General features: G+C 45.9%; 17 protein-coding genes. 5 read left to right on the top strand and 12 right to left on the bottom strand.

The window, feature by feature from the left end:
• Position 1: 1 nt before the first annotated feature.
• The 4 genes from rpoD to rpsU form a co-directional block, all read right to left on the bottom strand.
• Positions 2-1,840, bottom strand: coding sequence for an RNA polymerase sigma factor RpoD (rpoD, locus tag AC08OG_RS00855; RefSeq protein ID WP_292358692.1), 1,839 nt, complete (start codon positions 1,838-1,840; stop codon positions 2-4).
• 95 nt (positions 1,841-1,935) lie between these two features.
• On the bottom strand, positions 1,936-3,660 hold the full coding sequence (gene dnaG / locus AC08OG_RS00850; RefSeq protein ID WP_482929868.1) for a DNA primase: 1,725 nt from the start codon (positions 3,658-3,660) through the stop codon (positions 1,936-1,938).
• Positions 3,661-3,728: 68 nt separating this feature from the next.
• Complete coding sequence (locus AC08OG_RS00845; protein ID WP_292358689.1) at positions 3,729-4,190, bottom strand: GatB/YqeY domain-containing protein; 462 nt, start codon at positions 4,188-4,190, stop codon at positions 3,729-3,731.
• Positions 4,191-4,213: 23 nt separating this feature from the next.
• Positions 4,214-4,429, bottom strand: a complete 216-nt coding sequence (gene rpsU / locus AC08OG_RS00840; protein ID WP_014705573.1) for a 30S ribosomal protein S21 — start codon at positions 4,427-4,429, stop codon at positions 4,214-4,216.
• Positions 4,430-4,580: 151 nt separating this feature from the next.
• On the opposite strand from rpsU, the gene tsaD reads away from it, so the two are divergent.
• Positions 4,581-5,597, top strand: a complete 1,017-nt coding sequence (tsaD, locus tag AC08OG_RS00835) for a tRNA (adenosine(37)-N6)-threonylcarbamoyltransferase complex transferase subunit TsaD (protein ID WP_292358687.1) — start codon at positions 4,581-4,583, stop codon at positions 5,595-5,597.
• Here the strand turns inward: tsaD and plsY are convergent.
• Entirely contained in the window at positions 5,589-6,185 is a 597-nt protein-coding gene (plsY, locus tag AC08OG_RS00830) for a glycerol-3-phosphate 1-O-acyltransferase PlsY (protein ID WP_292358686.1), read from the bottom strand. The genes tsaD and plsY overlap by 9 nt on opposite strands.
• Positions 6,186-6,261: 76 nt before the next feature.
• Here plsY and folB point away from each other — a divergent pair, with 76 nt between their 5' ends.
• The gene (gene folB, locus AC08OG_RS00825) at positions 6,262-6,615 is read left to right on the top strand and encodes a dihydroneopterin aldolase (protein WP_292358684.1); all 354 of its coding nucleotides are present in this window, start codon (positions 6,262-6,264) and stop codon (positions 6,613-6,615) included.
• Positions 6,612-7,139, top strand: a complete 528-nt coding sequence (gene folK, locus AC08OG_RS00820; RefSeq protein ID WP_292358683.1) for a 2-amino-4-hydroxy-6-hydroxymethyldihydropteridine diphosphokinase — start codon at positions 6,612-6,614, stop codon at positions 7,137-7,139. The genes folB and folK overlap by 4 nt, the downstream gene beginning before the upstream one ends.
• Here the strand turns inward: folK and AC08OG_RS00815 are convergent.
• Positions 7,071-7,790, bottom strand: a complete 720-nt coding sequence (locus tag AC08OG_RS00815; protein WP_292358681.1) for an SDR family oxidoreductase — start codon at positions 7,788-7,790, stop codon at positions 7,071-7,073. The two genes, folK and AC08OG_RS00815, sit on opposite strands and share 69 nt — an antisense overlap.
• Positions 7,791-7,806: 16 nt before the next feature.
• On the opposite strand from AC08OG_RS00815, the gene AC08OG_RS00810 reads away from it, so the two are divergent.
• A complete protein-coding gene (locus AC08OG_RS00810) occupies positions 7,807-8,970 on the top strand; it encodes a class I SAM-dependent methyltransferase (protein WP_292358679.1) in 1,164 nt (387 codons plus the stop codon).
• A 53-nt stretch (positions 8,971-9,023) separates the two neighbouring features.
• On the opposite strand, the gene AC08OG_RS00805 is transcribed toward AC08OG_RS00810, so the two are convergent.
• The 6 genes from AC08OG_RS00805 to AC08OG_RS00780 are packed head-to-tail and all read right to left on the bottom strand — an operon-like array spanning position 9,024 to position 12,492.
• A complete protein-coding gene (locus tag AC08OG_RS00805; protein ID WP_292358678.1) occupies positions 9,024-9,899 on the bottom strand; it encodes a hypothetical protein in 876 nt (291 codons plus the stop codon).
• A 24-nt stretch (positions 9,900-9,923) separates the two neighbouring features.
• On the bottom strand, positions 9,924-10,958 hold the full coding sequence (locus tag AC08OG_RS00800) for an NAD(P)H-dependent glycerol-3-phosphate dehydrogenase (protein WP_292358676.1): 1,035 nt from the start codon (positions 10,956-10,958) through the stop codon (positions 9,924-9,926).
• Positions 10,959-10,967: 9 nt separating this feature from the next.
• Positions 10,968-11,450, bottom strand: coding sequence for a protein-export chaperone SecB (gene secB / locus AC08OG_RS00795; protein ID WP_292358674.1), 483 nt, complete (start codon positions 11,448-11,450; stop codon positions 10,968-10,970).
• A 22-nt stretch (positions 11,451-11,472) separates the two neighbouring features.
• Complete coding sequence (gene grxC / locus AC08OG_RS00790) at positions 11,473-11,730, bottom strand: glutaredoxin 3 (protein ID WP_439503074.1); 258 nt, start codon at positions 11,728-11,730, stop codon at positions 11,473-11,475.
• A gap of 16 nt (positions 11,731-11,746) precedes the next feature.
• Positions 11,747-12,166 carry a rhodanese-like domain-containing protein gene (locus tag AC08OG_RS00785; protein ID WP_292358670.1) on the bottom strand — a complete coding sequence of 140 codons (420 nt, stop codon included), beginning with the start codon at positions 12,164-12,166 and terminating at the stop codon, positions 11,747-11,749.
• Positions 12,167-12,201: 35 nt separating this feature from the next.
• Positions 12,202-12,492 carry an ArsR/SmtB family transcription factor gene (locus AC08OG_RS00780; protein WP_292358701.1) on the bottom strand — a complete coding sequence of 97 codons (291 nt, stop codon included), beginning with the start codon at positions 12,490-12,492 and terminating at the stop codon, positions 12,202-12,204.
• A gap of 158 nt (positions 12,493-12,650) precedes the next feature.
• Between AC08OG_RS00780 and gpmI the strand changes: the two genes are divergently transcribed.
• Positions 12,651-14,183, top strand: coding sequence for a 2,3-bisphosphoglycerate-independent phosphoglycerate mutase (gene gpmI, locus AC08OG_RS00775; protein ID WP_292358669.1), 1,533 nt, complete (start codon positions 12,651-12,653; stop codon positions 14,181-14,183).
• The last annotated feature ends 7 nt before the right edge of the window (positions 14,184-14,190 follow it).

Raw genomic sequence — 14,190 nt, 5'->3', positions numbered from 1 at the left:
ATCAGCTGTCTGAGTCGAGGAAGCTTCTCAGTTGATCCGAGCGTGATGGGTGGCGCAGTTTACGTAACGCCTTGGCTTCGATCTGACGAATGCGCTCACGGGTAACATCAAATTGTTTACCAACTTCTTCGAGCGTGTGGTCAGTATTCATATCAATACCAAACCGCATACGTAGTACTTTGGCTTCTCGCTCGGTCAGGCCATTCAAAACGCCCTGAGTGGCTTCTCTAAGGCCTTCGATAATAGCAGAGTCTGCTGGTGACATAACGTTGATATCTTCAACGAAATCGCCCAGATGTGAATCTTCATCATCACCGATTGGGGTTTCCATCGAAATCGGCTCTTTGGAAATCTTCAGTACTTTACGTACTTTGTCTTCCGGCATTTCTACACGTTCTGCCAATTCATCCGGAGTAGGTTCACGGCCCATTTCCTGGAGCATTTGACGGGCAACACGATTGAGTTTGTTGATGGTTTCAATCATATGTACCGGAATACGAATGGTACGTGCCTGATCGGCAATCGAACGGGTAATCGCCTGACGAATCCACCAGGTTGCATAGGTAGAGAATTTATAGCCACGTTGATATTCGAATTTATCAACCGCTTTCATCAGACCAATGTTACCTTCCTGAATCAGATCCAGGAATTGCAAACCACGGTTGGTATATTTTTTAGCGATAGAGATAACCAGACGCAAGTTGGCTTCGACCATTTCTTTCTTGGCACGACGCGCTTTGGCTTCAGCAATCGACATCTGACGGCTGATTTCTTTAATCTCGGAAATATCCAGTCCACGATCTTCTGCAATTTCCGCTAATTTGCTTTGTGCAGCCAGAATATCATCAAGATTTTTCTTGATGGTGGATGAATAATGTTTTTTAGCGCGAATGAATTTATCTGACCATTCAAGATTACTTTCATTACCCTGGAATGCATCGATAAAGTCACGGCGATTCATACCCGCCTGCTCTACAACGATGTCCATAATGATTTTTTCTTGTTTACGCACTTCGGCGATGGTTTCTGCCATCAAGCCATTCAAGTAAAGCAGTGTTTTTGGTGTCAATTTGAATTCCATAAACAGGTTACTAGCCTGTTCACGAGATTCGATCATGGCGTCACCTTCGGTGGCCAGAACGTTTTTGTATGCTTCTTTCAACGCGGTAAAGCGAGCTCGGGCTTCTTCTGGATCGATTTCACCAGAATCATCTTCATCATCGCTTACGCCACCAACATCATCGTCATCATCGTCATCGCTGTCAGAATCATCGGAATCTGAGCTGCTGGTAACATCATCATCGTCGTCATCACTTGCGACCAGTTCTTCAGGTGCCACAAAACCACGAATAAGTTCATTCAGGCGCATTTCGCCTGCTTCAACCGCATCGTAGAATTCAAGGAATGACGAAATAACCGGTGGGTAAGTTGACAGCATCAGCAGACTTTCGCGGAGACCTGCTTCGATGCGTTTAGCGATAACGATCTCGCCTTCGCGAGTCAATAATTCAACAGAGCCCATCTCGCGCATGTACATGCGCACAGGATCGGTTGTACGACCAAACTCACCGTCGGAACTTGCCAGGACAGCTGCAGCTTCTTCATCAGAGACTTCGTCATTTGATGAAACAGCTTCGGCGAGACGTTCCATCTCATCGGTATCCATCCCATCTTCATGGACCATGATACCCAGGTCGCTGAACATACTGACGATGTCTTCGACCTGATCCGCATCGACCAAATCTTCTGGAAGGTGGTCATTGATCTCGCCGTAGGTGAGATAACCGCGCTCCTTTCCAAGGGCGATAAGTTCTTTAACGCGTGATTGCTGATCTTTCATTCGGCCTCTTTATGCATGGTGACGCTGTTTTTGGCGGTAACACTATATTATAGTGAAAGCACTTTGTTATTGCATCATTTTTGATTACAAAACACTCACTTATAAGAATTAATTTCAATTCTTTCCGACTCAGTCAACTGGCTGAGTCCTTTATTTATCAAATAAGTATAGCGTTCATCTCGTGCTTGCTTGTTTAGACGACTCACAATTCCAATGAGTTCATGCTCCAGTTGTTCTGGCGACAAATTCAACGGTTGCATTGCGAGCTTTTCCATATAGGGAGCTTGTTGAGTATCTCGCCAACGCTCTAAAAGCTGTGCGGTTTTAAGATGGGGATGCTCACGCATGGTTTCAAGTAGCTGAATTAAAATCGCTAAACCGGGCATATCCAGCCGATGTAAATTATCTGTATCCGGAACAGCCTCATACAATTGTGGATGCTGTAACAGAATCATCACCGCCATGCGCACAGGTGTCATATTGGCCATTGCATTTTGTTTGGCGTTTTTTACTGGAGGTGGTGGCGCAGGCTTTTCCAAGTGTTTGTTTAAGGTAGCAATATTGGTTTTAGCATGGTCTGCCAGCTGCTGCTCCAGCATATCGCGATACAAACCTGCAGGGATATGTCTTAGATAGGGTTTGGCAATTTCAACCAGTCTGGCGCGGCCATCCATCGATTGACTGTCTACCCGGGAAAGCAATGTCGCAAAGAAAAAATCAGAATAGCTTTGCGCCTGACTGACTAACTTATGAAATGTGGCGGCCCCCTGCTCCCTTACCAGGGTGTCGGGATCCTGACCTTCCGGTAGAAACATAAATTTCAGTTCAAAATTACCACCGAGTATCGGCATCGCATTTTCGGCGGCTCGCCATGCGGCTTCTTTGCCTGCGCGGTCACCATCAAAACAAAAAATAATTTCCGGTGCGCTGCGAATCAATTGGCGTAAGTGTTCTGAAGTTGTCGCCGTACCTAACGTTGCCACTGCATTGTTAATTCCAAACTGTGCCAGCGCAATAACATCCATATAACCTTCCACTATCAGGATGCGTTCCAGTCGACGATTGGCTTTACGGGCTTGATACAAACCGTAAAGCTCCTGTCCCTTGTGAAAGATAGGCGTTTCAGGAGAGTTCAGGTATTTCGGCGTGCCGTCGGCATCAATAACGCGTCCACCGAAAGCGATAACGCGGCCACGACGATCGCGAATAGGAAACATCAGTCGATCACGAAAACGGTCATAGGTTCGACCTTTATCGTTTTTAATCAACATTCCCGCTTCAAACAACTGGTCCTGACTTTGCTGATTATTGCCAAAAGTACGTAATACATTGTCCCAGCCATCCGGAGCCATACCAATATCAAAAGCAGCTACGGTTTCAGGGCTAAGACCACGCTGTTGGATATAATCCTGAAAAGCCTGGCGCTGCGGGTGGTTTTGTAATTGATGTACGTAGTAGCGACTGACTTTATCCATCAAGTCGTAAAGGTTTTGTCTGGCGGGAGTAAGTGCAGCTTGTTGCGTGACTGGAACCTGCATACCGACGGTGTCCGCAAGCTCCTGAATCGATTCAGGAAAGCTGAGCTGGTCGTACTCCATGAGAAAGCCGATCGCAGTGCCGTGCGCACCACAGCCAAAACAGTGATAAAACTGCTTATCAGGGCTGACAGTAAATGACGGGGTTTTCTCGTTGTGGAATGGACAGCAGGCGTGCAGATTTTTACCGGCTTTTTTCAGCGGTACTCGCGCATCGATAATATCAACGATATCGACTCGTGAGAGCAATTCGTCAATAAACTGTGGAGGGATTTGTCCGGCCATAAATCAATTATGGCCGAAGTCTGTCTTGAATGTTAACCACGTCTGAAAAAAGACCTGGCATTGCTGGCTTAAGAACTGAGCGCGGCCTTAACCTGGCTGCTCACTGCGCCCATATCAGCGCGTCCTTGTACTTTCGGACGCAACACATTCATCACCGCACCCATGTCTTTCTGGCTACTAGCGCCTGTCTCTTGAATTGCATCAGCGATAGCTGCCTGCAATTCTGCTTCGCTCAAGGCTGTTGGCAAAAATTCTTCAATTATTGCCAGTTCAGCTTTTTCGATGACCGCTAAATCATCACGGCCAGCTTGCTCAAACTGCGATAAGGCATCTTTGCGCTGTTTAGTCATTTTGGTCAGCACAACGATAATGTCATCATCTGACATATCCTGGCGATTATCGACTTCAACTTGCTTGATGGCAGCAGTAATTTGGCGCAATGTGCCAAGACGATCTTTGTCTTTGGCGCGCATTGCATCTTTTACGCTATCTTGAATTCGAGCTTTGAGTGGACTGGCTTCTTGAGGCATTAGAATAAGATTCTAATCAGCAATTAGTACATGCGAACGCGGCTAGCGTTTTCACGTGACAGTTTCTTTTGGTGACGCTTAACAGCCGCTGCTGCTGCACGTTTACGAACAGTTGTTGGTTTTTCATAAGCTTCGCGAGCGCGAGCTTCTGCAACCGTACCGGCTTTTTCACAAGCACGTTTGAAACGACGTAAAGCTACGTCAAATGGTTCGTTTTCTTTAACCTTAACAGATGGCATTCAATACATTCCTAAACAGACAATGACGGAAAAGCCCTTAATTGTACGAGATCTATTTAGGAAAGAAAATACTAAATGCTAATTAGTTGGCTGAGACCACCACCATCAAGGCATAATAATCGCCATTAATTAATGCAGTCAGAATAAATTTATGCGTGTTTTAGGAATTGAATCATCTTGCGACGAAACCGGTATTGCACTCTATGATACTGAAAAGGGGCTGTTGGCTCATGCCCTTTTCAGCCAGATAGAAATGCATGCCGAATATGGCGGTGTGGTGCCTGAACTGGCTTCCCGTGATCATATTCAAAAGGCATTGCCCTTGATGCAACAGGTTTTGGACGAAGCGGGTCTGCACCGAAAAGATATTGATGCGGTGGCTTATACGGCGGGGCCGGGCTTGGTCGGTGCTTTACTGGTGGGCGCCGCAATTGGTCGCAGTCTGGCCTGGGCGTTACATATTCCAGCCTTGCCAATTAATCATATGGAAGGGCACCTTTTATCGCCGTTACTGGAAGCCAATCCACCGACATTTCCATTTGTATCTTTATTGATTTCCGGCGGCCATACCTTACTGGTTGATGTTAAGGGTGTTGGTGAATATGAATTAATGGGCGAATCAATTGATGATGCGGTCGGTGAAGCATTCGATAAAACGGCCAAAATGCTGGGGCTGGGTTATCCGGGTGGCCCGGCCTTAGCGGCTTTAGCGGAAAAAGGACAAGAGGGCGCCCATATCTTTCCCAGACCAATGACCAATCGTCCGGGTTTGGATTTCAGTTTCAGTGGTTTGAAAACATTTGCTTTAAATACCTGGCATAACAGCGATCAGAGTGAACAGGCCAAAGCCGATATTGCGCTGGCGTTTCAAACAGCGGCGGTGGAAACCTTGGTGATTAAATGTCGCCGGGCATTAAAACAAAGTGGTCATAAACGTTTGGTCGTGGCCGGTGGAGTCAGTGCCAATAAATCCTTGCGCGCGGCTTTAGATGCATTACCGAAAGTGCAGGTTTATTACCCACAATTACAATTCTGTAGCGATAACGGAGCGATGATCGCGTTTGCCGGAGCGATGCGTCATCAGGCCATGGTTGTTGAAACTGAAGCAACATTTAATGTGCGTTCACGTTGGCCCTTAGATGAGCTAACGCCGCCAGCTTCAGCCTGACTTTTTCTCTTCACCGGCCAGCAAACGCTGGATATTACTGCGGTGCCGCCATAGCAAAAGCAGTGCAATTACCAGAATAACCGCACGTGCAAAAACCGTATCTATAAGCCACAAGCTATAAACCGGTGTCATTGCCGCAGCGGCAATGGCCGATAAAGACGAAATCCGACTAATGGCAAAAACCACAATCCAAGTCAGTAACGCCGCTCCAGCCAAGGCAGGTGACAGCGCCAGAAACGCGCCCAAAGCCGTTGCCACACCTTTGCCACCTTTAAACTGAAAAAATACAGGGTATAAGTGCCCAAGAAATGCAAAAAAAGCAATTAAAGCCAAGATATTAATATCAAAGTCCAACATTCTCCCGATTAATACCGGGACGACGCCCTTTAACACATCGATCAGTAAGACCATTGCCGCGAGCTTTTTGCTACCCATCCGCAACACATTAGTCGCGCCTGGATTGCCAGAGCCTTGAGTCCTTGGATCCGGTAAACCAGAGACCTTACAAAGCATGACAGCGCTCGATAATGAGCCTATGAGGTAGGCGCCGAGCAATGCAAGCAGCGCGATGGCAGTTAATTCAGGCATGTTATGATGTGACCTTTGAAAATGTAGCGGTATTATTCAGTACCATTATCACTTTTGCCAACATTGAAGCGACATCATGGACAAAATTTTTCTAAATGATCTGAAAATTGACACGATTATCGGCATTTATGATTGGGAGCGCGAAACGCTGCAAACGTTACGCTTTGATTTTGAAATAGATTGGGATATCAGTAAAGCCGCGGCATCGGATGATATTACGAACACCTTGGATTATGGTTCGGTGGCCAATGTCGTTGTCGAGTTTGTCAGTAATAGTCGATATCTGTTGATAGAAACCCTGGCTGAAGAGGTAGCGCAACTTTTACTCAAGACATTTGACATTCCTCGGCTCAAGCTTACTTTGACCAAACCCGTCCAATTGCATGGAAAAAATCAGGCACAAATTGTGATTGAGCGCACCAGCGAATGAGACAGCAGAAAGGTTATCTGCTTGGTTTAGGCAGCAACATAAATCCTCAGCAAAATACCGAGAAAATGGTCATTGCGCTGCTACAAGAGTTTAAAGCACTAAAACTAAGCCGAGTATTAAAAATCCCGCCAGTGGGTATGAACAGTCATCGGGATTTCCTCAATACCATCGTCTTCGTTGAAACCGATTTATCACAGAGAGAATTAAAGAGCTTTTGCAATCAGATTGAAATCAATTTAGGTCGGGATCGGGACGATCCGTTAAGCAAAACCAAAGATCGACCAGCCGATATCGATATCCTGAAACAGCTGAGTTTGCCAGAAGAGGCTGATATCGCTGTCAGCAGCATTACTGATGAGTATTTTCTTTACCCCATTATTCGTGAGCTGCTCAGTTATCTTACTGACACTGCAGAAGTCACGCCTCCTGCAGGGGTTTTGATACAAACGTCTGAATTACGCTTTGGAGAGACGGCGACCACCATCTACTGGGATAGTCGCGCCGGTAATAAAGGGGTTCTCTAACAAGCTTTTTATGGCGAGATACACAGGTTCCGCACCACCTTCACGAGCCAGTGGGGTTTCAGACAGCATTTTCTGCCTGGCTTCTTGTGTATGAGACTCAGTAAACAGAACCGGGCCCGGTGCCACTGAATTCACCTTGATCTGCGGAGCAAGTTTTTTGGCCGATACCAGCGTCAAATTATGCAATCCTGCTTTGGTTGTGCCATAAATATCAAAACGTGGGGTAGGATTTTCAACATTGATATCGGTGATATGAATAATGTCGGCCGGATCGTTTCCCGGTCCTATTAACAGCGTTGATAACGCCTGATTGATAAGAAACGGCGCTAACATATGTATGGTGAAAAAATGTTGATATTGCTCAGCAGCCTCAAACAAATCTTCTGCTGTCGGTGTAAATGCTGAGGCATTATGCACAATGCCTCGATAAGCCAGACTGAATTGCTGCAGTTTGTCGATAAACGCCATAATGCTGGCAGTATCCTGCAAATCCGCCTGAATAGTCTGTATGCCTAATTGTTTTAGTTTTTGGACATCATCTGTTTCAGTACGGTAATGTGCCAATACATCATAACCATCCTGCTTTAGCCTGGAAGCAATATGAAATCCGACCCGCTTTCCGGCACCTGTTACTAAAATGGGATTATTCACTGAAATTACCGACTAAATGAAAGATACCGCCAAGTTACCTGCACCTGACCCCATTGCGCAACAGCATAGCGATCAACTGTTGCAACTGATTTTTCAGACCATAGAAGACCGTAATGGTTGGCTGAGCTTTGCAGAATTTATGCAGATGGCTTTATACCAACCTGGACTAGGTTATTACAGTAATGGCTTAAGTAAGATTGGCGAAGCAGGGGATTTTATTACTGCCCCGGAAATAAGCCCGTTATTTTCACAGGCGCTGGGCAATCATATTGCGGATATACTGAGACAACTACCCGCGGCAGATTGCCTGGAATTTGGCGCGGGCAATGGGCAAATGGCGGTCGATATTCTGCAGTATCTGCAGGAAATTGATTGCCTGCCGGCACATTACTACATAATCGAAGCAAGTGCCCACTTACGTCAACAGCAATATGAAATAATACATAAACTTTTTGGAAGTGACCAGAACCGCGTGATCTGGCTGGATCAACTGCCTACTGAATTCACCGGAGTGATCATTGCAAACGAAGTGTGCGATGCCATGCCAGTGCATCGGGTGCAGTTTGAAGAAAACCAGATTCTGGAGGTTGGAGTAGGGCGCGAAGAAGGGCAACTGGCATGGCTTTCACAAACCGTGACTGATCCTTTTTTACAGACACGTTGCGAACAAATTCACCCCTTACTGCCGCAGTTTCCTTATCAGACAGAAGTTGCCATGCAAGCACCTGCCTGGCTTGGCACCATCGCCGAAAAACTGACCCAGGGTGCTATATATTTAATTGATTATGGCTATGAAGCCAGTGACTATTTTCATCCCATGCGGCATCAGGGCATGCTGCGTTGCCACTATCAACATCAGGCACATAATGATCCATTGGTCTTGGTCGGCCTGCAGGATATCACCGCTCATGTGGACTTCACTGCGTTAGCTGAAACAGCCCATGTAATAGGATTGCAAGTTGAGGGTTATCAAAGGCAGAGTGATTTTCTGCTGGCAGGTGACATTCTCAATCTCAGCCAACAAAATGCGCCAGATTCCTTTCAGCAGATGCAACAGGCCGCAGCTTTGAAACGTTTATTATTGCCAGAACAGATGGGAGAACTGTTTAAGGTGCTCAGCCTGTCAAAAAATGTCGAAATGCCTCGCTCGAAATCTGCTGATTTGCGCTATCGTCTTTAAAGATTGCAATAAAAAAGGCGCCGAAGCGCCTTTATTGATGTGTTAAGAAATCATTATTCCTGATTACTTTCTTCTAATTGTTGTTTGAGCTGTTCAAGCTGCTCAGACATTTCAAACAGGACTTCCTTAATATTGGCCACATCATCGGTCAAATTATCTGTTTGACGTTTGGTTCTGGCTATTTCTTCACGCATTTCAGGCGTTAATGCGCCGGTATCCTGTCCTTTACGCTCAGCTGCAGAAGCTAATACGGTTGGGATATCAATCACTACCCAGTCAGACCGTTCAGAGCCATCCTCTTGGTGATATGAAATGCCATTATCTAAAGCAATTTTGGTTGCTGGTTCAGAATCGGATTTACGGGTACCCGGTAATAATGGATTTACCCGACGATCAATCTCTTGACCGGTATATTGCTCTTTATCACGGTATTCCTCATGAACAAGGCCGAAGATAATGTTCAAGCGGCCATTGTTATCAACAAACACGCGACCACTGTTGGTTTTGCGTTCCGCTGCAATCGCTCCGGCATGAACCCCTAGCGTGACAAAGGTAATATCTTCATCGGGTTGAGCACGGTTTAAACCCTGTGCCAACGTTGAACTTAAAATTTGCAGTTCACCCGGTGAAAACAACGGGACTTGCTGAGTTCTCAGTAAGACGCGCTGATTGACGTAAAGTGATGAAAGCACTTCACGCATTTCATCCTGATTGATTGGTAAAGGGTGCTGATTGGTTCCAGGCTGATCCCGCTCTACCATACGAACGTATTGCAGATTTGACTCCCACAGTATCGGACCACTTTGTGACATAACGACTTCATCATCATCTGATGATTTTTTACTGAATGGGTTGCCACAGGCAGACAAGCCGACAGTCATTGCCACACTGAGTGCAATGATGCTGCTGTATTTCACAATGCCTTGCATATAATTTTCCTCAATTAATTCGTATCACGATTTTCCGATTACCGGAGATTCTGCTTTTTGTTCACGACATAATAATGCCTGAACCGATTTGCGCGGATCGTACCCTTCAAACAGGATTTTGCATACCTGCTCAACAATTGGCATCTCAACACCCGCCTGTTGAGCGCGCAATAAAACTTCTCTTGCAGCGTGCATACCTTCTACCGTCTTACCGACTTTTGAAACCGCTTCATCAACTTTAAGACCTGAACCAATCGCTAAGCCCAGCTGGCGATTTCGGCTCTGATTGTCGGTACAGGTGAGAATCAAATCCCCCATACCAGACAGACCAAACATGGTTTCCGGTTCAGCCCCCAATATACTGGCTAAACGCATAATTTCTGCCATACCGCGGGTCAGCAGAGCGGCACGGGCGTTGGCACCATATCCTAATCCGTCACAGATACCTGCGGCAATTGCCAACACGTTTTTCACCGTGCCACCAACTTGCACTCCTAAAACATCCTCCGTGGTGTAAGCCCGCAAAGCTGGTCCATGAAGCGCATTTGCCAAGGCTTTGGCAAACTCTGTATCGCGGGAAGCAACTGTTAAAGCGGTAGGTAACCCGGCCGCAACCTCCGCGGCGAACGATGGACCAGAAACGACAGCTAAAGCATGTTTAGGCCCCAGAATTTCAATAGCCGTATCGTGCAGAAATTGACCATTGTGGGGCGTTAAACCTTTGGTCGCCCAACTGATCGGGATATCTTCAGACAGAAAAGGTTTAATGCAATGCAATATTTCGCTAAACGCCACACTTGGCACTGAAATCATTACATGTCTGCAATTTTTCAGAGATTTTTCCAAATCCATTTCAATTTTCAATGTATCCGGAAAAATAATTTCCGGTAAATAGCGGCTGTTCATCCGTTCAGCCGCTATCCGGGAAAGCTGTTCTTTGTCACGACCCCACAGCCAGACTTCATGCCCATTGCGAGCCATGGCAATCGCCAGCGCCGTACCCCAGGCTCCGGCACCAATGACAACTGTTGGCATTAAAGAAGAAGCGGTCATGGCCATCTAGACAAGCTAGTGAGTAGCCTGTGCTGCTTCCATCTGCTGACGCGCCTGATCAATCTGATGTTTGTATACTGCATCAAAGTTCACGGGTGCCAGCACGAGTTGTGGGAAACCACCTTTAATAACCACATCAGAAATCACTTCACGTGCAAATGGGAAAACAGTATTCGGGCAGTAACTGCCAATCAGGGGACCCATTTCTTCCTTGCTATACCCGGTCAAAGTGAAAATTCCAGCCTGTTTGACTTCCGCCAGAAATGCGACTTGATCATTAACTTTCGCGGTGACTGTGACGACCAGAACAATTTCATGGGTATCTTCATCAATACGGTTATATTCATTACCCAATTGCAGATCCAGTTTGGGTTTCCATTCTTCACGGAAAATGGCTGGAGAATTAGGTGTTTCAAATGAAATATCTTTGGTGTAGATCTTCTGAATGATGAACTTTGGTTGTTGTTCTTCTGTTGCTGCTGTGTTTTCTTCAGCCATGATTTTCCCTCTCTAATAGAATTTAATTATTTGTCAGTAAAACATCGAGCTGACCCGAACGATCGATATCAACCAAATCGGTATATCCACCCAGTGATTTACCATTAATGAATATTTGCGGCACGGTACGTTGCTGACTTTTTTGCATCATTTCCTGGCGTTTTTCAGGATGCTGATCCACACGGATTTCGTCATAACTGACACCTTTTCGATCCAGTAACTGCTTTGCCATGGTGCAATACGGGCAATGCGCAGATGAATAAATGATGACTTTGCTCATAACAACGCTCCAAGTCTTAAGTGAATAATGGCAGTTTGGCATCTCGCCATGCGTGCAGACCACCTGACATTACATAAATATTGGTATAGCCATGTTTTTTGAACTGTTTGGCAGCAGCTTTTGAACGCTGACCACTGTCACACACCAGAACCAGAGGCTGATCCTTATTTTTTAGCGACTTGAGATTCGCCTCGATATCAGCCACCGGTACATTAACGGAATCGACTATATGTGAAGTTTCAAATGCAGCTTTATCGCGAATATCAACAAAACAGCCTTTTTGCTGATTCACCAGATTAACAGCTGTTGGCACATCAACGGCATTAAACCCACCCAGTTTGCGAGTGAGTGAGTCAGAAAAAACCAAAAACAACAACACCACAAACAAACTGGACAGTATCCAATGATTAACAATAAATTCGCCCAGATTTTCCATTAAACAACCCTAAATTTATGAATAAATAATGATTTCTATTTTACGCAAAACAATTCGCACATCATGCTGATTAGCCGTAAAAGGCGCTCATCGTTGACCCGGTAAAATATACGGTTTGCATCTCGTCTTGCCGCCAGAATGTTTTTATCTTTGAGTTTGGCAAGATGCTGCGACACATTGCTTTGTGTTGTGCCAACCTGATCAACAATATCCTGTACTGATAATTCCTGATCGCCCAACGTACAAAGAATTTTCAAACGCAATGGATTCGACATTGCTTTCAGCGCAAATGCAGCGCGTTCAATATCGTCATTAATGGCATGCATTTGCGGGTTTCCGGATTGTGAAATGATGTTAGTCAACGAGATTGCAACTGTAATTGATTACAAAAGCCCATATAATACACAGCATTGTTGTTGATTTGCAGTGTTCACTGTTTTTCACAACCCCAGGTCGTCGTAACCCGTGATTAAAGGATAGTTTCATGAGCCACATGCACCGCCCACTTGCGCTAATCATTATGGATGGTTGGGGTTATAGTGAAGAGGTCCAGCATAATGCCATTTTGGCTGCCAATACCCCCGTTTGGGATCACCTCTGGAATGATTACGCACATACATTGATTAACGCCTCCGGCGCTGGTGTTGGCTTGCCGGGCGATCAGATGGGAAATTCTGAAGTTGGTCATCTCAACATTGGTGCTGGCCGGGTGGTTTATCAGGAATTCACCCGGATTAGTGTCGCCATTCGAAACGGATCTTTTTTTACCAATCAAACACTGACTGATGCGGTGGATGACGTGGTGAAAAATGATAAAGCCCTGCACATTCTGGGCTTGCTATCCGATGGCGGCGTGCACAGTCATGACAGTCATATTCAGGCCATGGTAAAACTTGCTGCAGACCGCGGGGCGACTAAAATTTATTTGCACGCTTTTCTGGATGGTCGCGATACGTCACCCAAATCTGCTCAAAAGTTCATTGCGGACATGCAAGCCTGTTTTAACGAAACCGGTAAGGGCCGTTTCGCCAGTATTATCGGGCGCTTTTATGCGATGGATCGTGACCAGCGCTGGGATAGAGTTCAACAGGCTTATGAACTGATTGCTAATGGTAAAGCCGTTTATCAGGCAGATAATGCACTTGAAGCTCTTCAGGACGCCTATGCCCGAGAAGAAACGGACGAGTTTGTTAAAGCCACCAGAATTGGTGATGCCGTGCCGATTGAGGATGGTGACAGTATCGTATTCATGAATTTCCGTGCTGATCGCGCTCGTGAATTAACCCAGTGTTTCATTGATACTGAATTTACTGGATTTCCCATATTGGCAGCACCAAAACTGTCAAAATTTGTCACGCTGACGGAATATAAGAAGGATTTTGATGTACCGGTGGCTTTTCCGGCTGAAAAGCTCAAAAACCTGCTGGGCGAATGTATTTCTGCTGTTGGTTTGCGCCAGTTGCGTATTGCTGAAACCGAAAAATATGCGCATGTAACGTTCTTTTTTAATGGCGGAAGCGATGTTCCTTACGAAGGTGAAGATCGGATTCTGGTGCCCTCGCCAAAAGTCGAAACCTACGATTTACAACCGGAGATGAATGCTCCGGAAGTGGCCGAAAAACTGGTCAAAGCCATTCACAGCAATCAATATGATGTCATCATCTGTAACTTCGCCAATGCAGATATGGTAGGCCATACCGGTAATTTTGATGCGACAGTTAAAGCCATTGAAACACTGGATAACTGTCTCGGTAAAATCTGGTCCGCATTAAAAGAAAGCGGTGGCGAAATGCTGGTAACAGCTGATCATGGCAATGCTGAAAAGATGGTGGACAATGAGAAAGGCCAGGCGCATACAGCCCACACCAGCAACCTCGTGCCGTTAATCTATGCGGGACGTTCGGCAGTCTGTGCCGAACAGGGTGGTTTATCTGATATCGCACCGACCATGCTGAGCCTGCTTGATCTCCCGATTCCAGCGGAAATGAATAATCACCTTCTGGTGAAACTCACCTGAACGTGCA

It is taken from the genome of Methylophaga sp. F7 (assembly GCF_056863975.1).
Note: the sequence above shows the minus strand (reverse complement) of the source record. Positions and strands in the feature narration are given on the sequence as shown.